We start from the raw sequence: 22314 nt of genomic DNA, 5'->3' as shown, positions 1-22314 counted from the left end.
CTACAGCACCCCCATCAGCGGCCCGCCGGGCAGCGGAACGCCCAGCAGCCGGTCGAAGACGAACCAGGTCAGCAGCGACAGCCCGGCCGCCAGCAGCGGGTCGCGCACCATGTCACGGCTGCCCAGCGCGTACACCGAGCCCCAGAACAGCACCGCCATCGCGATCGGGAAGCCGAGCGGGCCGATCAGCGCGACGTTCGCCAGGAACGCCGCCAGCAGCATCGCCACCGTGCGCCAGTCGGCGGGGGTGTCGGGGTCGATGTCCTCGCCCGCCTCGGCCTGGCCCCGGCCGCCGCGCAGCACGTCCACCGCCAGCAGCACCGACACCAGCACCAGCAGCCCGCCGACCAGCATCGGGACCGCCTCGGGCCCGACCGGGCCGCGCCGGGTGAAGTCGTCGGGGATGCGCAGCGCGTCCACGCACACCAGCCCGCCGAGGACCAGCAGGAACGCGCACAGCCCCAGCTCGGACCGCCGGACGGGCGTGCGATCCCCGTGCTCGTGCCCGTGCTCATGCCCGTGCCCGTGCGTCATCTCACTCATGCCGTGTTTCCCGCCCGCTTCCAGGGCGCCCCAAGGCGCCGTCTTCCCTCGTCGCTCTGGTCGCTTCGCTCCCGCTGCACTCGCTGCGCTCGTTCCGCGCGGACGCAGTGCCCATCGGCTCGCTGCGCTCGCGGGTCAGTCCAGACGGCGCCGCGCCCTTCCAGCCCGCTCATGCGAGTCCCAACTCCTTCAGCACCGACGCGACGCGGCCGTTCTCGGCGGCGATGAACGCCCGGAACCGGTCGCCGGGCAGGAACGCCGGGGTCCAGCCGTTGTCGCGCAGCGCCTTCTGCCACTGCTCGGTGCGCTGCAGCTCCGTCCAGAGGGCGACCATCCGGTCGCGGTCGCGGTCCGACAGGCCGGGCGGGGCGACGATGCCGCGCCAGTTGGTGAACTCGACGTTCAGCCCGGCCTCCTTGAGGGTGGGCGCGTCGATGCCGGGGACGCGCCGGGCCCCGGTCACCGCCAGCGGCCGCAGCTCGCCCGCCGCGATCTGGTCGCGGGTCTCGCCGACGCCCGTCATGCCGAAGCCGACCTTGCCGCCGAGGATGGAGGCGGTCAGCTCGCCGCCGCCGTCGAACGGCACGTAGTTGACCTGCCGGGGCGGGACGCCGGCCGCCCGCGCCATCAGCATCGGCGCGAGGTGGTCGGGGCCGCCCGGCGAGGAGCCGCCCCCGACCGGGACCGACCGGGGCCGGGCGCTCCATGCCCTGATCAGGTCCTGGATCGTCCGGTACGGCGAGTTCTTGCCGACCACGACGATGTCGGACTCCTCGATGAGCCGCGCGACCGGCGTGGTGTCGGCCAGCGTGGACGGCGAGCGGTTGGTGTGCACCGATCCGACGACGCCGAGCCCCATGGACATGGCCAGGCGGCCGTTGCCGCGTTCGCCGACGATCCGGCCGAGGCCGACGGTGCCGCCCGCGCCGGGCAGGTTGAACACCTCGATGTTCTTGCTGAGGCCCGCCTCCTCCATGGCCTTGACGGCGGTGCGGGCCGTCAGGTCGTAGCCGCCGCCGGGGGCGTTGGGCACCAGGACCCGCAGTCCGGGGATCGCGGTGCCGGTCGTTCGGTCGTCGCCGCCGGACACCAGGGGTGGGACGCACGTCACCAGCAGCGCCGCTCCCAGCGCCGCCAGCCATGCTCGGGGTTGTCTCATCCGGCCTTACCTCGGGAAACGTTACGGTGTGTGGTCTGGGCCACATGGTGCCCGCCCGGCGGCCGCGTGTCGCTCTTTGGGAGCTATCGATACTTTTGGTCGTTTCGGTCACGCCGGTAGGGTCGCCATCGCCCGGATCGGGAGGTGGGAGATGGGTCCGGCGGGCTCGCTGGCACGGCAGTTGCTGGTCTGGCAGCTACTGATCGTCTTCGCGCTGCTGGGCGGCGTGGCGGCGTACTCGACCCTGCACAGCAACGCGGTGTTCCGCGACACCGAGGGTCGCAAGCTGCTGGCCGTCGCCGAGAACGTCGCGGCCACGCCGGGCGTGCGCGCCTCGCTGGCCGACCCCGCCCGGCGCGACGCGCTGCCGTCGTTCGCCGAGGGGGCCCGCACGCTGTCCGGCGCCGACGCGGTGGTGATCACCGATCGGGACGGGCGGGTGCTGACCGCGCCCGACCCGGCCCTGGTGGGGCGGCCGCTGGCGTTCGGCGACAGCACCGTGCGGCGGGGGCGGGCGTGGGTCGGCGAGGCCGGCGGGCGGCTCGCCGCGCACGTCCCGGTGATCGGCGACGCCGGCCGGGGCACCGTCGGGTACGTCGCGGTCAGCCGGGACACCCCCGGCCTGTGGGCGGGGGTCGCCGGCTCGCCCGGCACCGCGCTGGCGCTGCTGGCGATCACCACGGTGATCGGCGTCGCCGGGTCGTTCCTGCTGGCCTCGCGGGTGAAGCGGCAGACGCTCGGGCTGGAGCCGCGCGAGATCACCGGGCTGATCGAGCACCGCGAGGCGCTGCTGCACGGCATCAAGGAGGGCGTGATCGCGATGGACCGGGACGACCGGGTCACGCTGGTCAACGACCGCGCCCGCGAGCTGCTGGCGCTGCCCGCCGACGCGGTGGGCACCGCCGTGGACGACCTGGGGGTGCACGAGCGGCTGCGCGACGTGCTCACCGGCCGCGCCCCGGGCGCCGACCAGATCGTGCTGCGCGCGGGCCGCGTCCTGGTGATCAACCGGCTGCCGGTCCGCGCGGGCGGGCGGCTGATCGGCGCGGTCGCCACCCTGCGCGACCGCACCGAGCTGGCGACGCTGCGCGAGGAGCTGGCGGTCTCCTCCCGCACCACCGACACGCTGCGCGCCCAGGCGCACGAGTTCACCAACCGGCTGCACACGATCGCCGGGCTGATCGAGCTCGGCGAGTACGACGAGGCCCGGTCCTATGTGAACCTGGTCAGCAGCGCCCATGACGACCGGCACGACCAGGTCACCGCCCGGATCGAGGACCCGGCCGTGGCCGCGCTGCTGATCGCCAAGGCGAGCCTGGCGGCCGAGCGCGGCATCGGGATGCGGCTGGCCCCGACCAGCCGCCTGGCGCCGGTCGACGAGGCGCTGTCGGGCGACCTGGTCACGGTCGTGGGGAACCTGGTCGACAACGCGCTGGACGCCCTGTCCGCCGGGGGCGGCGACGACTGGGTGGAGGCCGAGATCCGCGACGACGCCGAGACCGCCGACGGCCGCCCCGCGGTGGTGGTCGTGGTGCGGGACTCGGGGCCGGGCGTCGCCCCGGAGATCGCCACCGAGGTGTTCCGGCGCGGCTTCACCACCAAGGCCGCCGAGCAGGGGCGGCGCGGCCTGGGGCTGGCGCTGACCCGGCAGATCTGCGTGCGCCGGGGCGGTTCGGTGGACGTGCGCAACGACAGCGGAGCAGAATTCACCGCCGTCCTCCCGTCGGCCCGCAGAGAGTGAGGGAACATGATCCGCGTCCTGGTCGTGGACGACGACTTCATGGTCGCCAAGGTGCACGGCGGCTATGTCGCACGGATCCCCGGCTTCACCGTGGCGGGCGTGGCGCACACCGGCGCCGACGCGCTGCGCGCCGTCCGCGACCTGCGCCCGGACCTGGTGCTGCTGGACGTCTACCTGCCCGACATGGACGGCCTGAGCGTGCTGCGGGAGCTGCGCGCCGACCCCGCCACCGCGCACATCGACATCATGATGATCACCGCGGCGCGGGACGTGGGCACCATCCGGGGTGCGCTGCGCGGCGGGGCGCTGCACTACCTGATCAAGCCGTTCTCGGCGGCGGCGCTGCGCGCCCAGCTGGAGCACTTCGCCGCCCTGCACGCGCGGCTGCACCAGATCTCGCCCGGCGCGGCGGCGGCGCAGGAGGACGTGGACCTGATGTTCGGGTCACGGCCGCGCACGGCCCGCACGTTCCCCAAGGGCCTCAGCGAGCAGACCGCCGACCTGGTGGAGCAGGCCCTGCGGTCCCATCCGGAGGGCCTGTCGGCGGCCGAGTGCGCGGAGCTGACGGCGCTGTCGCGGCCGAGCGCGCGGCGCTACCTGGAGCACTTCGCCGACACCAACCGCGCCGAGGTGCGGCTGCGCTACGGCGGGACGGGCCGCCCCGAGCGCCGCTACCACTGGCGTTCCTAACCGGTGCTCCTAGACGGCGGCCGGAGTGAAGATCCACTTCTTGTAGGACCAGTAGCGGAACGCCGAGGCCAGGCCCAGGCCGACCAGCAGGCCCATGTTGTAGGCGATCCCGCCGTGCAGGCCGAGGACGTAGAAGGTGAACCCGGTGACCAGCACCTGGATGGCCATGCCGATGCCGTTGAGGCCGAAGAACAGCGCCATCTCGCGGCCGGTGCCGTCGCTGCCGCTGCCGCGGAACGTCCAGTGCCGGTTCAGCAGGTAGGACGACAGGGTGGAGGCGGCCGTCGGGATCACGACGCTGGTGAGCGGGGAGCCGCCGAGCCAGTGCCGCAGCACGTTGGCGCCGCCGATCGTGATCACGGTGCCGAGGAACCCGACGAAGCCGAAGCTGAGCAGCTCACGGAGGAATGTGCGGCGATCCCGCCCATTCATGACCGGTTTGACCGGTCTTGACCGCTCCAAGGTGCTCACTTGCCCAGACATTACCCGAGTCGGACAAATGCCCGCTCTCCGGTTGGGCAAAGATCACCGGGGACGGGTCACCGGTCGGCGGCGGCGGTGGCCCCGGCCAGCGCCACGATCGCCCCGGCCAGCACCGCCGGGACGGCCAGCGCCCACGGCAGCCCCAGCCCCTCGGCCACGAACCCGATGACCGGAGGCCCGCCCAGCAGGCCCAGATAGCCGACCGCGGTGACCCGCCCGATGCCGGTCGCGGCGGGCACGCCCGGCAGGTTGCCCGCCGCGCTGAACGTGACCGGGGCCACCACGGCGATCCCCAGCCCGAACAGCGTGAATCCGGCCACGGCCGCCACCGGGTGGTGCGCCACCAGGCCGAGGCCGAGCCCCAGCGAGCCCACCAGCGAGCCGGCGCGCAGCACCCGGACGGGGCCGAACCGGTGCACCACGCGGTCGCCGGCCAGCCGCCCCACCGTCATGGCGACCGCGCACCCGGCGAAGCCGAGCCCGGCCGTGCCGGGCGCCGTGCCCAGGTCCTCGCGCAGGTAGACGGCGCTCCAGTCGGCCATCGCGCCCTCGCCGACGAACGAGCACAGCCCGATCACGCCCAGCAGCGGGAGCGTCCACCGGGACACCCGCGCGGCCCTCCCCGCGCCGGCCGTCCCGCCCCCGGCGGGCTCGGGGGTGACGTCGGCGGCCGGGCCGAGCATGCCCCGGCCGCCCAGCAGCAGCACCGCCGCCAGCACCACCGCCATCGCCGACAGGTGCGCCGGGACCGGGACGCCCGCCTGCGCCGCGCCCGCCCCGACCAGCGCGGCCAGCAGCGTCCCGACGCTGTAGGAGCCGTGCAGCCCGGACATGATCGGGCGCTCGTAGGCGCGTTCCACCGCGACTCCCTGGGCGTTCATCGCCACGTCCATCATCCCGAGGCCCATGCCCAGCAGGAACAGCGCGCCGGTCAGCGACGGCAGGTCCCACGCGAACCCCAGCGGGACCAGCACCAGCGCCCCGCCCGCGCCGGTCGCCAGGCTGGTGGCGCGGCTGCCCCAGCGCGCCACGGCGCGGCCCGCGATCCGGACCGCGAAGAACACCCCGAGCGGCGCGCCCAGCAGCGCCACGCCGAGCGCCCCCTCGCCGAGCCCGAGCTCCTGCTTGATCTGCGGGATGCGGGCCACCCAGGCGGTGCCGACCAGACCGTGCACCAGGAACGCCAGGGTCACCGCGACCCGCGCGCGGCGGCGCGGTGCGGTCGTCTCGGTCGGCACGTGACGACCCTACGCCGACCCCGCCGGGAGGGAAAATCTTCAACTACCGGTGGCCAGCAGCTCCGGCAGCGGCGTCTTCGGGTCCGCCAGGCGTTCGGGATCCACCCGGACACCGGCGCGGATCAGCGCCTGCACGTCCTCGACCACGTCCCACACGTTGACGTTCATGCCCGCCACCACGCGCCCCTCCGACAGCCAGAACGCCATGAACTCCAGCGAGGGCACGTCGCCCCGGAACACCACCCGGTCGTAGTCCCCCGGCGTCGCCAGGCCCGACATCTCCATGCCCAGCTCGTACTGGTCGGTGAAGAAGTACGGGATCGGGTCGTACACGACGTCCCGGCCGAGCATCGACCGGGCCGCCGCCGGGCCGCCGTTCAGGGCGTTGGCCCAGTGCTCCACGCGCAGCCGCCGCCCCAGCAGCGGGTGGTAGGAGCTGGCCACGTCCCCGGCGGCGTAGATGTCGGGGTCGGAGGTGCGCAGCGCGGCGTCGGTGAGGACGCCGTCGGAGACCTCCAGCCCGGCCCGCTCGGCGAGCTCGCTGTTGGGCCGCACCCCGATCCCGGCGATCACCACGTCCGCCGGGATCTCCGCCCCGCCGGAGGTCACCACCGCCGACACCTGGCCCGCGCCCCAGAACCCCGCCACGCCCTGGTCCAGCCGCAGGTCCACGCCGTGCCGCCGGTGCAGCTCCGCGAAGATCTGGCCGACCTCGCCGCCGAGCACGCAGTACAGCGGGGTCGGGTTCGGCTCGATGATCGTGACGTCGTTGCGGTACTCGCGCGCGGCGGCGGCCGTCTCCAGGCCGATCCAGCCCGCCCCGGCCACCACCACGCGCCGCCCGCCGGGCGCGAGCGCCTCGCGCAGCCGCGCCGCGTCGGAGAGGGTGCGCAGGTAGTGGACGCCCTCCAGCTTGGAGCCGGGCACCTCCAGCCGGCGCGGCGACGCCCCGGTGGCCAGCAGCAGCTTGTCGTAGCCGATGCGGTCGCCGTTCTCCAGCCGCACCTGCTTGTCCCGCCGTTCGATGGCGGTCACCACCGTGGACGGGCGCAGCTCGACGTCGTGCTTGTCGTACCAGTCCGGCTCGTGGACGTGCGTCTTGTCACGGGGTTCTCGCCCGAGCAGGAAGCCCTTGGACAGCGGCGGGCGCTCGTAGGGCCGCTCCACCTCCGCGCCGATCAGCACGACGCGTCCGCGGAACCCCTCCTCGCGCAGGGCCTCGGCCGCCTTGGCGCCGGTCAGGCTCGCGCCGACGATGACGAACGTCTCCTCGGGCATGGTGACCTCCCGTTGTGGGGACCCGTAGGGGTTCCGTTCTTGTATCCCTACAGCGACGCCACCAACCCGACAAGGGTCATGTAAAGCCCCGGAGGGTTAAAAACCTCTCAGCCGGCGGTGCCGCATCATCGCCGAGGTGTCGGTCAGCGAGGCGATCTGGTCCACCACCACCCGCAGCCGGGCCGCGTCGTCCGCGGCCTCGGCGAACGAGGCGCGGAACGCCGGGTCCAGCGAATCCGGCGCGGCGGCCAGCATCAGGTCCGCCAGCTCGATGATCAGCTCGCGCTGCCGGGCCCGCGTCTCCTCGTGGTTGATCCACACGTAGTGCGCGGTGATCCCCTTGAGCAGCGCGCACTCCAGCCGCTGGGCGCGCGGCACGATCAGGTCGGCGGCGTAGCGGGTCAGCGGCCGGTCCCCGTGGGCGTCGCGGGTGGCGTCCTCGGCGGCCACGCAGAACCGGCCGATCAGCGTGCTGGTCAGGTTCTTCAGCGCCGCCAGCGTGCGCGGGGTGCCGTCGTAGCGGTCCGGCCAGTAGGGCTGCGCCAGCAGGTCGGCGAAGCGCTCCTCCAGCTCGGCCAGGTCGGAGTCGGGGCAGTACAGCTTGATCGCGGTGGCGGCGACCAGGCGGCGCTCGGCGGGGTCGGCCAGCCGGGCGAAGTCGACGTGCCCGGCGGTCAGGGCGTCCTCCAGGTCGTGGACCGAGTAGGCGACGTCGTCGCTCCAGTCCATGACCTGCGCCTCGAAGCAGGCGCGGCCGGGCGGGGTGCCGTCGCGGACCCAGTCGGCGACCGCGCGGTCGTCCTCGTAGATCCCGAACTTGCCGTTGACCGCCTCCGACTGCGGCCACGGGTACTTCATCGAGGCGTCCAGCGCGGCGCGCGTCAGGTTCAGGCCGACGCTGCGGCCCTCCAGCGGCGGGCCGTCGGGCCCGAACGACTTGGGCTCCAGCCGGGTCAGCACCCGCAGGCTCTGCGCGTTGCCCTCGAAGCCGCCGCAGTCACGGGCCACCACGTCCAGCGCCGCCTCGCCGTTGTGCCCGAACGGCGGATGCCCGATGTCGTGCGCCAGGCACGCGGTCTCCACCAGGTCCGGGTCGCAGCCCAGCGACTTGCCCAGCTCCCGGCCGATCTGGGCGCACTCCAGCGAGTGGGTCAGCCGGGTGCGCAGGCTCTGCACGTTGCCGTCGGGCTCGGCGCCGGGCGAGGCGACCTGGGTCTTGGCGGCCAGGCGGCGCAGCGCGGCGCTGTGCAGGACGCGGGCGCGGTCGCGTTCGAAGGCGGTGCGGTCCCGGCGCTTGGGGGGTTCGGGAGCCCAGCGCTGACGGTCGTGGTGCGAGTACTCCTTCATCGTCCCCCCAGCGTATGCGGCTCGTCCGACATCGCGCCGAACGGCGGATGTCATCCGGTCGGCGTCCCCTCCGGCAGCTTCTTCACGGTCTCGCTGGGGGCCTTCACGCTTTTTCCGAACAGCACGTAGGACAGGTAGCCGCCGGTCTCGCGGACGATGTAGCCGAACTGGGTGTCGCGGGTCTGCACGCTCGGCCCCGAACGCGTCGGCGAGGACGCGGCGCGGATGCCGTTGTCCTCGGCCATCCGCTTGGAGCGCAGCCCGTGCCAGGGGTCGGTGACCAGCACGGCGCTGTCCCAGCCGGACCGCTGGTAGAGGCGGCCGGCGGCCTGGAAGCTCTGCAGGGTGTCGCGGCCCTCGGGGACGGCCACCACCCGGTCGGCGGGCATCCCGCCCCGGTTGATCAGCCAGCGCCGCCCGGCGTCGGCCTCGGTGAAGCGGTCGCCGGGGGCCTTGCCGCCGACGGTGACGATGCGCGGGGCGACGCCCTTGCGGTACAGCTCCAGCGCGTGCTGGAGCCGCCACTGCAATGTCGGGGACGGGCGGCCGTCGTACTGCGCCGCGCCCAGCACGATGATCGCGTCGGAGCGGGGGCGCTCGTCCTGGCGCGCCTGGTACCACACGCGCCAGGCGACGGTGAGGGGCGTGAGCACCGCGATGGCGACCAGCCCGGCGACCACGCCCACGGTGATGATGAACGCGCGGGAGCGGGGCTCGCGTTCGCGGCGCGCGCGCTTGCCGGAGCGCCTGCCGGGGCGCTCCTGCGGCTCGTCGTTCCACTCGGGTTCGGGCAACTGGACTTCCAATGTCATCGCGCTCGCCACGTTAAATGAGACGACGCGGGGAAGGGTCCCGGTTCGGCCCGACACGCCGGGAAGGACCGTGGGATCCGTCACCGGATCCCACGGTCCCTCACCTCGCCTCTCTCACGTCACTCCGTCAACGGTTGTCGCTCCCGTCCGCCTCGATCACGGCGCGGCCGGCCTCCAGGCGGGCGACCGGGACGCGGAACGGCGAGCAGGACACGTAGTCCAGGCCGACCTCGTGGCAGAAGTGCACCGACTCGGGGTCGCCGCCGTGCTCTCCGCAGATGCCGAGCTTGATGTCCGGGCGGGTGCGGCGGCCCTCCTCGGCGGCGATCCGCACCAGGCGGCCGACGCCCTCGCGGTCCAGGGTCTCGAACGGGGAGACGCCGAAGATGCCGAGCTCCAGGTAGCGGCCGAAGAACGCGGCCTCCACGTCGTCGCGGGAGAAGCCCCAGGTGGTCTGGGTGAGGTCGTTGGTGCCGAAGGAGAAGAACTCGGCGGCCTCGGCGATCTGCCCGGCGGTCAGCGCGGCCCGGGGCAGCTCGATCATGGTGCCGATCAGGGCGGGGACGTCCACTCCGGTCTCGGCGGCGACGTCGGCCAGCACCCGCTCGGCCTCCTCGCGGACCGCCTCGAGTTCCTGGACGGCCCCGACGAGTGGGATCATGATCTCGGGTCGCGGGTCGCCCCCGGCCCGCCTCCGCTCGGCGGCGGCTTCGGCGATCGCCCTCACCTGCATGGAGAACAGGCCGGGAATCACCAAACCGAGCCGCACGCCGCGGAGTCCAAGCATAGGGTTCTGCTCGTGCAGGCGGTGGACCGCTTCGAGCAGTTTGCGGTCCTTCGGGTCGGCGTCGTCGGCTGCGAGGGCCACCTTCACCGAGAGCTCGGTGAGGTCGGGGAGGAATTCGTGCAGCGGCGGGTCGATGAGCCGGATGGTCACCGGCAGGCCGTCCATGGCCTCGAAGATGCCGACGAAGTCCTGCTTCTGCAGCGGCTCCAGGGCCTCCAGGGCCGCGCGCCGCTCGTCGTCGGTCTCGGCGAGCACCAGCTTCTCGACGAGCCGGCGGCGGTCGCCGAGGAACATGTGCTCGGTGCGGCACAGGCCGATGCCCCGCGCGCCGAAGCGGCGGGCGCGGGCGGCGTCCTCGGGGTTGTCGGCGTTGGCGCGGACCCTCAGCCGGGCCTGGCCGTCGGCGTGCCCCATGATCCGGTCGACGGCCGTGACCAGCTCGTCGCCGTCGGCGGCGCCCAGCTCGCCCTCGAAGTACCGGACGACCGGGGAGTCCTGGACCGGCACCTCGCCGAGGAACACCTCGCCGGTGGAGCCGTCGATGGAGATCACCTCGCCCTCCTCGACCACGACGTCGCCGGGCGCGGTGAACCGGCCGGCCTTGACGTCGACGTCGAGCTCCTCGGCGCCGCAGACGCAGGTCTTGCCCATGCCGCGGGCGACGACGGCGGCGTGCGAGGTCTTACCGCCGCGCGAGGTCAGCACGCCCCTGGCGGCGACCATGCCCGCCAGGTCGTCGGGGTTGGTCTCGCGGCGGACCAGGATGACGTCCTCGCCGCGCTCGGCCAGCTCGACGGCCCTGGCGGAGGTGAACACGGCCTTGCCGACGGCCGCGCCCGGGGAGGCGTTCATGCCCTTGGTGAGCCTGGTGGCCCCGTCGGCGCGGGAGGCGTCGAAGCGGGGGAACATCAGCTGCGCGAGCTGGTCGCCGGTGACGCGCCGGACGGCCTCGTCGGCGGTGATCAGCCCCTGGTCGAGGAGCTGGCAGGCGATGCGGAACGCCGCGGCGGCGGTCCGCTTGCCGACCCGGGTCTGGAGCATCCACAGCTTGCCGCGCTCGATCGTGAACTCGATGTCGCACATGTCGCGGTAGTGGTTCTCCAGCTTCTCCATGATCTCAAGGAGCTGGTCGTAGGAGGCCTTGTCGATGGTCTCCAGCTCGATCAGCGGGACGGTGTTGCGGATGCCCGCCACGACGTCCTCGCCCTGCGCGTTCTGCAGGTAGTCGCCGTAGATGCCCTGCTGGCCGGAGGCGGGGTCGCGGGTGAACGCCACGCCGGTGCCCGAGTCCATGCCGAGGTTGCCGAACACCATCGAGCAGACGTTGACGGCGGTGCCCAGGTCGACCGGGATGCGCTCCTGGCGGCGGTACAGGATCGCGCGGTCGGCGTTCCAGGAGTCGAAGACGGCCTTGACCGCCAGGTCCATCTGCTCGCGCGGGTCGGTGGGGAACTCCCGCCCGGCGTGCTCGCGGACGATGCCCTTGTAGGTGTCCACCAGGGCCCGGAAGTCCCCGGCGTCGAGGTCCACGTCGTTGTCGATGCCCTTGGCGCGCTTGGCGTCCTCCAGGGCCTCCTCGAACAGCTCGCCCTCGATGTCCAGCACGGTCTTGCCGAACATCTGGATCAGGCGGCGGTAGGAGTCCCACGCGAAGCGCTCATCGCCCGCCTGGGCCGCCAGGCCGTGCACCGACTCGTCGTTGAGGCCGATGTTGAGAACGGTCTCCATCATGCCCGGCATGCTGAACTTGGCGCCGGAACGTACGCTGACCAGCAGCGGGTCGTCGCTCTGGCCGAGGCGCTTGCCCATCGCCTCCTCCAGCGCGGAGAGGTGCCGGGCTACCTCTTCCTCAAGCCCCTCGGGAAGGCTCCCGTGCTTGAGGTAGTGCCGGCAGGCCTCCGTGGTGATCGTGAACCCGGGAGGCACGGGCAGACCGAGGTTGGTCATCTCGGCCAGGTTGGCGCCCTTGCCACCCAGCAGATCCTTGAGGTCCTTGTTGCCCTCAGTGAAGTCGTACACGAACTTCGGCACGGGGAGCTCCTTCTCGCTCCGATTCCACCCAACGACAGGACGGGGGTCTCCCCCGCCAGGCGACGGTCACACCGTGCCGACGTGGCACGATGCGACGTTCTGCCTGGCAGTGGCAGCTCTTGTCCTGCTTGCGGGGGACTGTACCCGTGTTGTGGCGGTCTGCCCGCCGCCCGGTCCTCGACCGGGCGTTATGCCAGGTCAGAGCCGCTGTAATGGTCTATTCCAGTACGGCATGACCCGACAGGTCCCCTGTCGGGTCCGCGAGGAAAGAGGCGAGCGCCATGGCATGGCCATTGCCGACGAGAGGGAATGATGGATCAAGGAGGTGAGGTTGTGAGGCCGATGGTCGCCGGAGGCCGGGCGGGAGAGCCGTTCGCTCCTATCGCCGATTTCGGGTTCCTGTCCGACTGTGAGACGACCGCGCTGGTCGCACCCAGCGGGAACATCGAGTGGATGTGCCTACCCAAGATGGACTCGCCGAGCGTGTTCGGGTCGATCCTGGACCGCGACGCGGGCTATTTCCGGGTGGGCCCGGCGGGCGTGGAGGTGCCCGCCGCGCAGCGGTACATCCCGGGCACCATGGTGATGGAGACCACCTGGTGGGTGCACGGCGGATGGCTGGTGGTGACCGACGCCCTGCTGATGGGGCCCTGGCACCACGAGACCGAGCGGTCGCACACGCACCGGCGCGCCCCCACGGACTACGACGCCGACCACGTCCTGCTGCGGATGGTCCGGTGCGTCAACGGGCAGGTGCAGGTCCGCCTGGACTGCATGCCGGTGTTCGACTACGGGCAGACCCCGGCGCGCTGGGAGCACACCGGGCTCGGCTACCACGAGGCGGTGGCCCGCGGGAACGGCATCAACCTGCGGCTGTCCACCGACATGAACGTGGGGTTCGAGGGGCCGCTGGCCACGTCCCGGACGCTGCTGAAGCAGGGCGACGCCCGGTTCGTGGCGCTGTCGTGGAGCGAGCACGAGCCGCCCGCCACCTACGAGGAGGCGCACGACCGGCTGGTGTGGACCGTCCACCACTGGCAGCACTGGCTGGACCGGGGCAAGTTCCCCGACCACCCCTGGCGCAGCCACCTGCAGCGCAGCGCCCTGACGTTGAAGGGGCTGACCTACGCGCCGACCGGCGCGGTGGCCGCCGCCGCGACGACGTCGCTGCCGGAGACGCCCGGCGGGGTCCGCAACTGGGACTACCGCTACACGTGGATCCGCGACTCGACGATGGCGCTGTGGGCGTTCTACACGCTCGGCTACGACTGGGAGGCCAACGACTTCTTCTACTTCATCACCGACGTCGCCGAGGCCGCCGAGGGCAACCTCCAGATCATGTACGGTCTGGACGGCCGCGCCGAGCTGCCGGAGTCGACGCTGGAGCACCTGTCGGGCTACGACAACGCCCGTCCGGTGCGCATCGGCAACGAGGCCTACATCCAGAACCAGCACGACGTGTGGGGCGCGATCATCGGCTCCATCTACCTGTTCGTGCGCAAGCGGGACCGCCTCGACGACCGGCTGTGGAAGATCGTCGTCAAGCAGGTCGAGGACGCCCTGGCCAACTGGAAGACCCCGGACGCCGGGATGTGGGAGGTGCGCGGCGAGCCGCAGCACTTCACCTCCTCCAAGGTGTTCTGCTGGGTCGCCGCCGAGCGGGGCGCGCGGCTGGCGCGCATCCGCGGCGACATGGAGCGCGCGTCCCGCTGGCAGCAGGCCGCCGACGAGATCCACGCCGACGTGCTGGACAACGCCCTGGACGAGCGCGGGGTGTTCACCGCGCACTACGGGGCCACGGCGCTGGACGCCTCGTCGCTGCTGATCCCGCTGCTGGGCTTCCTGCCGCCGGAGGACAAGCGGGTCCGCGACACGGTGCTGGCGATCGCCGACGAGCTGTCGGAGGACGACCTGGTGCTGCGGTACCGGGCGCACGAGACCGACGACGGTTTCGACTCGGAGGAGGGCACCTTCACGATCTGCTCGTTCTGGCTGGTCAGCGCGCTGGTGATGATCGGTGAGCTGGAGCGGGCGAAGGCGCTCTGCGAGAAGCTGCTGTCCTACGCCAGCCACCTCCAGCTGTACGCCGAGGAGATCGACCCGCACTCGGGCCGTCACCTGGGGAACTTCCCGCAGGCGTTCACCCACCTGGCGCTGATCAACGCGGTCACCCAGGTGATCCGCGCCGAGGAGGGCGAGCCCCCGGCTCCGCTGGCCTGACCCGTACCGGCCTGTTCGGCCACGTGACAAGGGCGCACCCCGCACGGGTGTGCCCTTTCTCACGTTCCGCCGGTGACGCGGTCCGGGGGCGGGGGCGTGACCGTCGGGTGCGCCCTCAGGTAGGCGACGAACGCCTCGTGGTCGGCGGGCTGGTTGCGGTACGCCTGCCGGAACCCGGCGAACGCGGGGTACCCGTCGGCTCCGATGAGGGTGTAGGCCAGGGCCGCCAGCCGGTAGTCGCGGCCGGTGTCCAGCGGCCTCCCGTCGATGGTCACGTCCCCGGGATCCACGCGGTCGCCCTCGGGGCGGGAGGCGTCGTACCGATAGCGGACGTTGCGCGACACGGCCAGCGGCGCGAAGCGGCCGTCCCGCCACTGCTGTTCGAGGGCCTGGTGGATCTGCTCACCGGTCACGGTGACGGTGAGGACGGGGTTGCCGTAGCCGTAGGCGGCCCACGCCTCCCCGAAGGTGATCACCCCGTCGGCGTCGCCCGCCGCGTTCCCCTTCGCGAACGGCAGGTCCCGGGCCAGCGCCGTCGACCCCTTGTGCGGCCGGGTCGCCACCAGGGCGAGGTCGGCGCGGCCCCGCCGGGTGCGGGCGGCGGTCCAGTGCTGCACGTCGGCGGCCAGGTCGCCCAGGGTGCTCTCGCCGTGGGCGTTGGGGGTCCGGGTGAGATCCCCGGTCTGCCGGGCGAGGGGCTCGGCGGCGCGCCGTTCCCCGCGGGCCTTCCAGTGGGAGACGATCCTCCCGACCTCGGGGTCGGGGGCGATGTCGCGGGTGACGGGGTGGTTGACGGCGGTGGTGCGGTCCCGGACCACCTCGCCGGTGCGCGGATCGAGCCGCAGGCCGATCTCGCTGATCAGCCGCCCGTGGTTGAGGCCCTCGACGACCGGCCGGGGCCGGCCGGCGGGGTCGGGGATCGAGCAGTTGAAGCCCGCGTGCCAGTGCCCGGTGACGATCGCGTCGATGTCGGGCGAGGCGGCCCGCGCGAAGTCGATCACCGGGCCGGAGGGCCTGTTGCAGCCGTTGAAGCCCGCGCCGTCGGCCTGGCCGCCCTCGTGGACGTTGGCGACGATCGCCCGCACGCCCTTGCGGCGCAGCTCGGCGGCGTACCGCGCGGCCGTCTCCACCAGCGGCAGCGCCCTCAGGCCCGGCTGGTAGGAGGTGCTGCCGACCGGGGTGTCGGTGACGGTGAGGTTGATGAACCCGACCGGGATCCGGCGGCCGCCGCTCCCCCGCGCCCACTCGACGGTGTAGGGCCGCAGGATCGGGCGTCCGGTCCGCGCGTCCACGATGTTGGCGCTGAGGAAGGGGAACCGCGCCCCGCGGAACCGCCGCCCCGTGGAGTCGGTGAAGCAACTGTCCACGTCCACCCGGCCGAAGCAGCGCCCCCGGCCCATGTGGTCCTTCAGGAACTCCGGCGAGACGTCCAGCTCGTGGTTGCCCACGGCCGAGAAGCGCAGGCCGAACGCGTTGAGGACCTCGATGGTGGGCTCGTCCTGGAAGGCGTCGACCTCGAACGGCCAGCCGCTGAAGCCGTCCCCCGCCGAGAAGGTGATCGAGTTGCGCTGGCCGGCCCGCAGCCGCTTGAGGTGCGCGGCGTTGTAGGCGGCCCCGCCGACCTTGAGCACGGTCCCGTCGGGCAGCCTCACCTGCCCGTTGGCGTCGTCGTAGGGCTGGAGGTAACCGTGGAGGTCGGTGATGGCCAGCAGTTGCACGTCCACCGGCTCGACCGCCGCCGTCGCCGTTCCTCCGGTCGCGGCCGTCACGGCCACCGCCGTGACCGCGGCCGCCGCCGCACGTCGCCTCATCCGCATGCTCTCCCGTCGCTCCGGGAGCAGGTGATCATCACCGGATGGCCGCCGGGCGACCGGCGGATGAGCGCGAGATGACAAGTGGCCGGGACGGGACTCGAACCCGCACGGGCCTCGGTGAAGGCGAGGTGACCTACCGTTGGTCGACCCGGCCGGAAAGCAGCGCATACGGGAATCGAACCCGTGTTTCCACAGCGAGAATGTGGTGTCCTTGCCACTGGACGAATGCGCCCGGAAAAAGCGGGGCCGCCTCGGGCGGCCCTTGGCGGCGACGGCGCCCGACCTGCGGAAGGGCCTAGTGGCCGGCCTCGGGACGACGTTCGCGGCGTTCCTGGCGTTCCCGCATCGCACCGCCCCTTTCCGTCGTTTCCCCGGCGACTCGCTCCACTGTGCCGCGCGGCCCCGAAAGGGCGCAACGCGTTTTCCTCGAACCGTGACCTTTTTGTCGCCCTAAAAGGCTAATGTCACGCCCCGTGACCTCACCCCCCGACCCCTCACCCTGGACCGCCCCGGACACCCCGCCAACACCCGCACCGGCCCGTCATCCGCACGGTCCGGCCGAAGAAGGGCATCCTCGCCCGGCCGGTCCTCCGGTGGGCCCCGGTGGAATGCGGCTCGGCCGCCCGGTGCTTCTCGCACTGCTCGCAGCGGTGCTCGCGACGGCGGCGGCCGTGGTGGCGCTGACCTGGCGGGACGCTCCCCCCAAGCCGCCCGCCCGGCCCGCCACCGCCCCGGCGGGGCCGAAGGTGGGCGACTGCCTGGACTTCCCCAGCGGACGGCCGATCTTCATCGACGCGCGCGTCGTGGACTGCGCCCGGCCGCACGAGGCGGAGCTGCTGGCGACCTACGCCATGCCCGCCGGGCCCTATCCGGGCGGCGCGCGGCTCGCCGGCCTCGGGCGAGACGAGTGCCAGAGGCAGTTCAGGAGGCGCTTCGGCAGCGAACAGCCGATTCCGGGCGGCCAGGTGGTCGCCCTCTACCCGATGCAGTTCGCGTGGGAGGAAGGTGACCGCACCATGCGCTGCGCGGCGGCCACGGCCGTGGGCGCCACCGTGACCGGGTCGATCGCCGGGCGGGCCGTACAGGCGCGGCTGTGGACCGAGCTCAAGGTCGGCGACTGCTTCCGCACCCTCGCGAACGTGGGGTCCAGCGTCCGGCTGGCGGACTGCGGCGAGCCGCACGACGGCCAGGTCACCCGCGTCGTGCCGTTCTCCGGCTCGTCCTACCCCGGAGAGAGGACCGTGCGGCGGATCGCCGACGCCGAGTGCTCCCGGCATAATTCGGCGGTCGCCCGCCGGGCCGGGACTCCCGTGAAGGGCTGGTACACGTTCCCCGGGCAGTCCAACTGGGAGTACCAGGGGGAGCGGACCTCCGTCTGCTACGTCACCGGGCGGCTGCGGACGTCCCTGGTGGGGGGCTGATCCGGGTCAGTGGGCGGCGGTGGCGTCGGACTTCGGGGGCGGGCACTCGCCGCCGGGCCTGGTGGCCAGCTCGAAGTGCCACATCTCGTTGGCGTAGGTCTGGCACAGGCCGAACTCCGCGCCGTTGCGGATGAGCCAGTCGTCGGCGTCGGTCGGGCCGATGTCGACGGCCTCGCCCCGCACGTGGGCCGACTTCTCGGGGGACAGCACGAAGCGCTCGGCCTGCTCGCGGCTGCCGTACCGGGCCACCGCCCGTTCCTGGAGGCTCCGCTGGTACTCCACGCTCCGCCAGCCGGAGGTCACGAACATTTCGACACCCTGCCGCCTCGCTTTGTCGGCGGCCTTCCGCACCCCCCGCAGGAGGTCCGCGTCCAGATGGCGAATGGCCGGATGGCGGGTGTCGAAGGGGGAGATCCCGCGGGCGTCGGAAATGCGCCCGTCCTCTTTCGGGGAGGGCCGGGCGTCCAGGGGCGCGGGAGCGTCCGTGCAGGCCGCGAGGGTCAGCGACGTTGCCAGGAGGGCCGAGGTGATCATGGCGGTAATGCGGTGAGCGGACATGTCGCCAATCCACCCGAAAGCGCGTTGCGAGAGCGTATGCCTTTTCACATACGTTTTCGATATACGCCGCCGCCTACCATGGGTCCCGGACCGATCGGGGGGATTCATGCGGGTTCTCGTCGTCGAGGACGAGCCTTATCTGGCCGAGGCCGTGCAGGCCGGGCTGCGCCTGGAGGCCATCGCCGCCGACATCGCCGGGGACGGCCACGCGGCGCTGGAGCGGCTGGCCGTCCACGACTACGACGTGGTGGTGCTCGACCGCGACATCCCCGGCGTGCACGGCGACGACGTGTGCCGGTGGATCGTGGGGCGCGGGCTCGGCTGCCGGGTGATCATGCTGACGGCGGCGGGCGACCTGGCCGCCAAGGTCGCCGGGTTCGAGATCGGGGCCGACGACTACCTGACCAAGCCGTTCGAGCTGCCCGAGCTGGTGGTGCGGCTGCGGTCGCTGGCGCGGCGGCCCGCCCACGGCGCGCCGCCGGTGCTGGAGCACGCCGGGATCCGGCTCGACCCGTTCCGGCGCGAGGTGTACCGGGACGGGCGGTACGTGGCGCTGGCGCGCAAGCAGTTCGCCGTGCTGGAGGTGCTGGTGGCCGCCGGGGGCGGCGTGGTCAGCGCCGAGACGCTGCTGGAGCGGGCCTGGGACGAGAACGCCGACCCGTTCACCAACGCCGTGCGCATCACGATCTCGGCGCTGCGCGCCCGGCTGGGCGACCCCCCGGTGATCCACACCGTGCCAGGCGTCGGCTACCGGCTGGAGGCGGACCGGTGAGCGGGTTCCGGCTGACGGCGCGGCTGCGGCTGACGCTGAGCTACGCGCTGTTCCTGGTGTGCGCCGGGGCGGTCACCATGGCGGTGGTCTACGTGGGCATGCGGTACGTCCCCAACTACCCGCTGGCGCCCGCCAACCCCCGGGAGACCCGGTGGGCGCCGTCGCGCGGGGAGATCCTGGACACGTTGCTGACGGCCTCGGGCTGGGCGCTGGCGCTGCTGGCCGTGATCGGGCTGGGCGGCGGCTGGCTCGTCGCGGGCCGGGTGCTGCGGCCCCTCCAGGAGATCAACCGGGCGGCCCGGCGGGCCGCCGAGGGGTCCCTGGACCACCGGATCGGGCTCACCGGGCGGCGGGACGAGTTCACCGACCTGTCCGACACCTTCGACCTGATGCTGGACCGGCTCCAGGCGTCGTTCGAACGGCAGCGCCGGTTCGCCGCCAACGCCTCGCACGAGCTGCGCACCCCGCTGTCGGTCACCCGCACGATGCTGGACGTGGCGATCGCCGACCCCGGCGGCCAGGACCACGTGCGGCTGCTGCGGCGGCTGCGCGAGACCAACGAGCGCGGCGTCGAGGTCGTCGACGCGCTGCTGCGGCTGTCGGCCATCGACGGCGCGCCGGTGGCGTCCGCGCCGGAGGACCTGGCCCGGACCACGGCCCGCGCGCTGCACGAGGTGCGGGAGGAGGCCGCCGCCCTGGGCGTGACGCTGGCGGCCGACCTCGCTCCGGCGCCCGTCGCCGGCGACGGGGCCCTGCTGGTCCGGATGGCGGCCAACCTCCTGCGCAACGCCCTGCGGCACAACCTCCCCGAGGGCGGGTCGGCGTCGGTGCGGACCGGGACTGGGGACGGCGGGTCCCGTCTGGTGGTGCGCAACACCGGGCCCGTGGTCCCGGCGGACCTGGTCGGCGCGCTGACCGAGCCGTTCTTCCGGGCGCGGGGCCGCACCGCCGACCCCGACCCGGCCCGGCGCGGCCACGGCCTCGGGCTCCCCCTGGCCGCCGCCGTCGTCGACGCGCACGGGGGACGGCTCGACCTGGCGCCCGAGCCGGGCGGCGGGCTCGCCGTGACGGTGACCCTGCCCTCCGGGGCCGCGTCCGCGCGGCCCCGGGGGGACGGGGTCAGATCACCGCGCCCGAGTCGTGCGGGTCGCGGCGGGCCGGACGCTGGAGCTTCTTCGCGTGCGGGGCGGGGGCCTTCGTGAAGCGCTCGAAGAAGACCGCCAGCGGCGTCGCGGTGAAGACGCTGGAGTAGGTCCCCACCCCGATGCCGATCAGCAGGGCGATCGCGAAGTCGGTCAGCGAGTCGCCGCCCAGGATCGCCAGCGCGGCCAGGATGAACACCGCGCCCATGCCGGTGTTGACCGTGCGGGGCACCGTCTGGAGCGCGCCCAGGTTCGCGACCTCGGCGAACGGCGCGTCGCGGCGCTCGCCCCACAGCTCGCGGATGCGGTCGAAGACCACGACCGAGTCGTTCACCGAGTAGCCGATCACCGTCAGCAGCGCGGCCAGGAAGACGCCGTCGACCGGTTTTCCGAGCCAGGCGAACACCCCGGTGACGATGGCCACGTCGTGGAACATCGCCACCACCGCGCCCGCGCCGAACGTCCAGCGGAACCGGAACGCCAGGTAGGCGAGCTGGACCAGCAGGGCGACGGCCAGCGCGATCAGGGCCTTGGTGCGCAGCTCGTCGCCGAGGCTGGGACCGATCAGCTCGTCGCGCTGCTTGGTGGTCGGGCCGCCCCGCTCGGCGAGCGCGTTCTGGATCTTGGTGACCTCGGCGTTGTCGAGCTTCTCGGTGCGGACCGAGATGTCGTCCTTGCCGGACTCCTGCACCACCGCGCGGGGGAAGCCCGCCTTGGCGACGGCCTCGCGGGCGGTGTCGATGTCGACCGGCTTGGAGGTGGAGTACTCGACCAGGCGGCCGCCGGTGAACTCCACGCCGAAGTTCAGGCCGCGCGCGAAGATCCCGGTGACGGCGAGGACGACGGCCACCCCGGAGATCGACAGCCACAGGGCGCGGCGCTTCATCAGGTCCGGGCGGCGGCGGTCCAGCCAGCGGCGGACGCGGCCGACGCCGTTCAGCCCCGACAGGGCCGGATGGCGCTCGATCACGCGGCGGGACAGGACCGCCTCGGTGAGGACGCGGCTGAGCAGCATCGCCGACACCAGCGAGCCCAGCACGCCGATCGCCAGCGTGACACCGAAGCCCTTCACCGGCCCGGAGGCCAGGAAGAACAGCAGGCCGCCCGCCAGCAGGGTCGTGATGTTGGAGTCGGCGATCGCCGACCAGGCCTTGGTGAAGCCGGTGGTCAGGGCGCTGCCCAGGCCGCGCCTGGGGGCGTGGGCGTACTCCTCCCGGGCGCGTTCGAACGCCAGCACGTTCGCGTCGATCGCCATGCCGATGGCCAGCACGAAGCCCGCCAGGCCCGGCAGGGTGAGCGTCGCACCCATCGCCACCAGCGCCGCGTAGGAGATCAGCGCGTAGCAGGCCAGGGCGATGGTGGCCAGGAACCCGGCCAGCCGGTAGACGAAGATGATGAACAGGCCGGTGAGGATCACGCCGATGACCGCCGCCCAGGCGCTGGCCTCGATGGCCTCGGCGCCCAGGGTGGGGCCGACCACCCGCTGCTCGATGATCTGCACCGGGACCGGCAGCGAGCCGCCCTGGATCAGCGCCGACAGCTCCTTGACCTCCTCGGGGCCGAAGCTGCCGGTGATCTGGGTGGCGCCGCCGGTGATGCCGACGCCGCAGGCGACCTGCTCGGTGACCGACGGCGAGGAGATCACCTTGCCGTCCAGCACGAACGCCACCCGGCGGTCGTGGCCGGACTTGCAGGCGGCCTCGGCGGTGACCTTCTCCCAGGCCCGGCCGCCGTCGCCGCGGAACTTGATGTTGACCGACCAGCCGGTGCCGCCCTGGGCGTCGAACTGCGCGGACGCCGACTCGACGCCGTCGCCGGTCAGCACGGGCGGGCCGAGCAGGACGGGCTGGCCCTGCTCGTCGGGGAGCGCCTGCTCCCCCTTGGCGGGCTTGGCCGTGGGGTCGGGCCGGACCGGGTGCGCGGTCAGCTGCGCGGTCCGGCCGAGCGCGCCGGCGGCCTGCGTCGGGTCCTGCACGTCGGGCAGCTCGACGATGATCCGCCGCTCGCCGGAGCGGGTCATCGAGGACTCGGCGACGCCGAGCGCGTTGACCCGGCGTTCCAGGACCTCCTTGGCACGGTCGGTGGCCTCGCGGTCGGCCTTGACGTTCGGGGCGTCCTTGGTCTCCAGGACGATCTGGGTGCCGCCGCGCAGGTCGAGGCCCAGGCGGGCGGGTTGGGACAGGGCGAAGTAGAGCGATCCGGCGAGCACGGCGAACGCCAGGACCACCCGCACCAGGTTGGCGCGAGTCAAGAGAGGAACCTCCACAGGGAGCACCGG

Annotated in this window: 17 protein-coding genes and 2 tRNA genes; 6 read left to right on the top strand and 13 right to left on the bottom strand. The window is 73.0% G+C overall.

The features are described from left to right. Both AKI01S_RS15580 and AKI01S_RS15575 read right to left on the bottom strand, forming a co-directional pair. Nucleotides 1-543 carry a tripartite tricarboxylate transporter TctB family protein gene (locus tag AKI01S_RS15580; protein WP_067817194.1) on the bottom strand — a complete coding sequence of 181 codons (543 nt, stop codon included), beginning with the start codon at nucleotides 541-543 and terminating at the stop codon, nucleotides 1-3. A 169-nt stretch (nucleotides 544-712) separates the two neighbouring features. Next, on the bottom strand, nucleotides 713-1702 hold the full coding sequence (locus AKI01S_RS15575; RefSeq protein ID WP_067817187.1) for a tripartite tricarboxylate transporter substrate binding protein: 990 nt from the start codon (nucleotides 1700-1702) through the stop codon (nucleotides 713-715). Nucleotides 1703-1853: 151 nt separating this feature from the next. On the opposite strand from AKI01S_RS15575, the gene AKI01S_RS15570 reads away from it, so the two are divergent. Together AKI01S_RS15570 and AKI01S_RS15565 are read left to right on the top strand one after the other, a co-directional pair. Then, nucleotides 1854-3443 carry a sensor histidine kinase gene (locus tag AKI01S_RS15570; protein ID WP_067817181.1) on the top strand — a complete coding sequence of 530 codons (1590 nt, stop codon included), beginning with the start codon at nucleotides 1854-1856 and terminating at the stop codon, nucleotides 3441-3443. Between the two features lie 6 nt (nucleotides 3444-3449). Further along, nucleotides 3450-4133 carry a response regulator gene (locus tag AKI01S_RS15565; RefSeq protein WP_067817178.1) on the top strand — a complete coding sequence of 228 codons (684 nt, stop codon included), beginning with the start codon at nucleotides 3450-3452 and terminating at the stop codon, nucleotides 4131-4133. A 9-nt stretch (nucleotides 4134-4142) separates the two neighbouring features. On the opposite strand, the gene AKI01S_RS15560 is transcribed toward AKI01S_RS15565, so the two are convergent. From AKI01S_RS15560 to ppdK, 6 genes are all read right to left on the bottom strand, one after another. After that, nucleotides 4143-4565, bottom strand: a complete 423-nt coding sequence (locus AKI01S_RS15560; protein ID WP_067817175.1) for a GtrA family protein — start codon at nucleotides 4563-4565, stop codon at nucleotides 4143-4145. Between the two features lie 107 nt (nucleotides 4566-4672). Further along, nucleotides 4673-5854, bottom strand: a complete 1182-nt coding sequence (locus tag AKI01S_RS15555; RefSeq protein WP_067817172.1) for an MFS transporter — start codon at nucleotides 5852-5854, stop codon at nucleotides 4673-4675. 39 nt (nucleotides 5855-5893) lie between these two features. Further along, the gene (locus AKI01S_RS15550; RefSeq protein WP_067817169.1) at nucleotides 5894-7132 is read right to left on the bottom strand and encodes an NAD(P)/FAD-dependent oxidoreductase; all 1239 of its coding nucleotides are present in this window, start codon (nucleotides 7130-7132) and stop codon (nucleotides 5894-5896) included. Between the two features lie 96 nt (nucleotides 7133-7228). After that, the gene (locus tag AKI01S_RS15545; protein WP_067817166.1) at nucleotides 7229-8479 is read right to left on the bottom strand and encodes a deoxyguanosinetriphosphate triphosphohydrolase; all 1251 of its coding nucleotides are present in this window, start codon (nucleotides 8477-8479) and stop codon (nucleotides 7229-7231) included. 50 nt (nucleotides 8480-8529) lie between these two features. Further along, complete coding sequence (locus AKI01S_RS15540) at nucleotides 8530-9291, bottom strand: YdcF family protein (protein WP_067817163.1); 762 nt, start codon at nucleotides 9289-9291, stop codon at nucleotides 8530-8532. A gap of 127 nt (nucleotides 9292-9418) precedes the next feature. After that, nucleotides 9419-12109 carry a pyruvate, phosphate dikinase gene (gene ppdK, locus AKI01S_RS15535; RefSeq protein WP_067817161.1) on the bottom strand — a complete coding sequence of 897 codons (2691 nt, stop codon included), beginning with the start codon at nucleotides 12107-12109 and terminating at the stop codon, nucleotides 9419-9421. A 309-nt stretch (nucleotides 12110-12418) separates the two neighbouring features. Here ppdK and AKI01S_RS15530 point away from each other — a divergent pair, with 309 nt between their 5' ends. Beyond that, nucleotides 12419-14329: a glycoside hydrolase family 15 protein gene (locus AKI01S_RS15530; RefSeq protein ID WP_369688721.1), complete on the top strand. Its 1911-nt coding sequence runs from the start codon at nucleotides 12419-12421 to the stop codon at nucleotides 14327-14329. Nucleotides 14330-14388: 59 nt separating this feature from the next. On the opposite strand, the gene AKI01S_RS15525 is transcribed toward AKI01S_RS15530, so the two are convergent. The 3 genes from AKI01S_RS15525 to AKI01S_RS15515 form a co-directional block, all read right to left on the bottom strand. After that, on the bottom strand, nucleotides 14389-16140 hold the full coding sequence (locus tag AKI01S_RS15525; RefSeq protein ID WP_067817155.1) for a bifunctional metallophosphatase/5'-nucleotidase: 1752 nt from the start codon (nucleotides 16138-16140) through the stop codon (nucleotides 14389-14391). Nucleotides 16141-16225: 85 nt separating this feature from the next. After that, nucleotides 16226-16297, bottom strand: a tRNA-Glu gene (locus AKI01S_RS15520). 6 nt (nucleotides 16298-16303) lie between these two features. Continuing rightward, nucleotides 16304-16375, bottom strand: a tRNA-Glu gene (locus tag AKI01S_RS15515). Nucleotides 16376-16769: 394 nt separating this feature from the next. On the opposite strand from AKI01S_RS15515, the gene AKI01S_RS15510 reads away from it, so the two are divergent. Beyond that, on the top strand, nucleotides 16770-17564 hold the full coding sequence (locus tag AKI01S_RS15510; protein WP_169813965.1) for a septum formation family protein: 795 nt from the start codon (nucleotides 16770-16772) through the stop codon (nucleotides 17562-17564). 6 nt (nucleotides 17565-17570) lie between these two features. Here AKI01S_RS15510 and AKI01S_RS15505 read toward each other — a convergent pair whose 3' ends face one another. Next, the gene (locus AKI01S_RS15505) at nucleotides 17571-18098 is read right to left on the bottom strand and encodes a M15 family metallopeptidase (protein ID WP_245681638.1); all 528 of its coding nucleotides are present in this window, start codon (nucleotides 18096-18098) and stop codon (nucleotides 17571-17573) included. 130 nt (nucleotides 18099-18228) lie between these two features. Here AKI01S_RS15505 and AKI01S_RS15500 point away from each other — a divergent pair, with 130 nt between their 5' ends. Both AKI01S_RS15500 and AKI01S_RS15495 read left to right on the top strand, forming a co-directional pair. After that, nucleotides 18229-18894, top strand: a complete 666-nt coding sequence (locus AKI01S_RS15500) for a response regulator transcription factor (RefSeq protein ID WP_067817147.1) — start codon at nucleotides 18229-18231, stop codon at nucleotides 18892-18894. After that, complete coding sequence (locus AKI01S_RS15495; RefSeq protein WP_067817144.1) at nucleotides 18891-20096, top strand: sensor histidine kinase; 1206 nt, start codon at nucleotides 18891-18893, stop codon at nucleotides 20094-20096. Before AKI01S_RS15500 ends, AKI01S_RS15495 begins: the two co-directional genes overlap by 4 nt. Here AKI01S_RS15495 and secD read toward each other — a convergent pair. Continuing rightward, nucleotides 20014-22287: a protein translocase subunit SecD gene (gene secD, locus AKI01S_RS15490; protein ID WP_067817141.1), complete on the bottom strand. Its 2274-nt coding sequence runs from the start codon at nucleotides 22285-22287 to the stop codon at nucleotides 20014-20016. The genes AKI01S_RS15495 and secD overlap by 83 nt on opposite strands. Between the last annotated feature and the right edge of the window lie 27 nt (nucleotides 22288-22314).

The organism is Actinomadura kijaniata NBRC 14229, assembly GCF_001552175.1.
Classification (GTDB): Bacteria; Actinomycetota; Actinomycetes; order Streptosporangiales; family Streptosporangiaceae; genus Spirillospora; species Spirillospora kijaniata.
The sequence above is the reverse complement of the archived record's forward strand: the minus strand, read 5'-3'. Positions and strand labels throughout refer to the sequence as shown.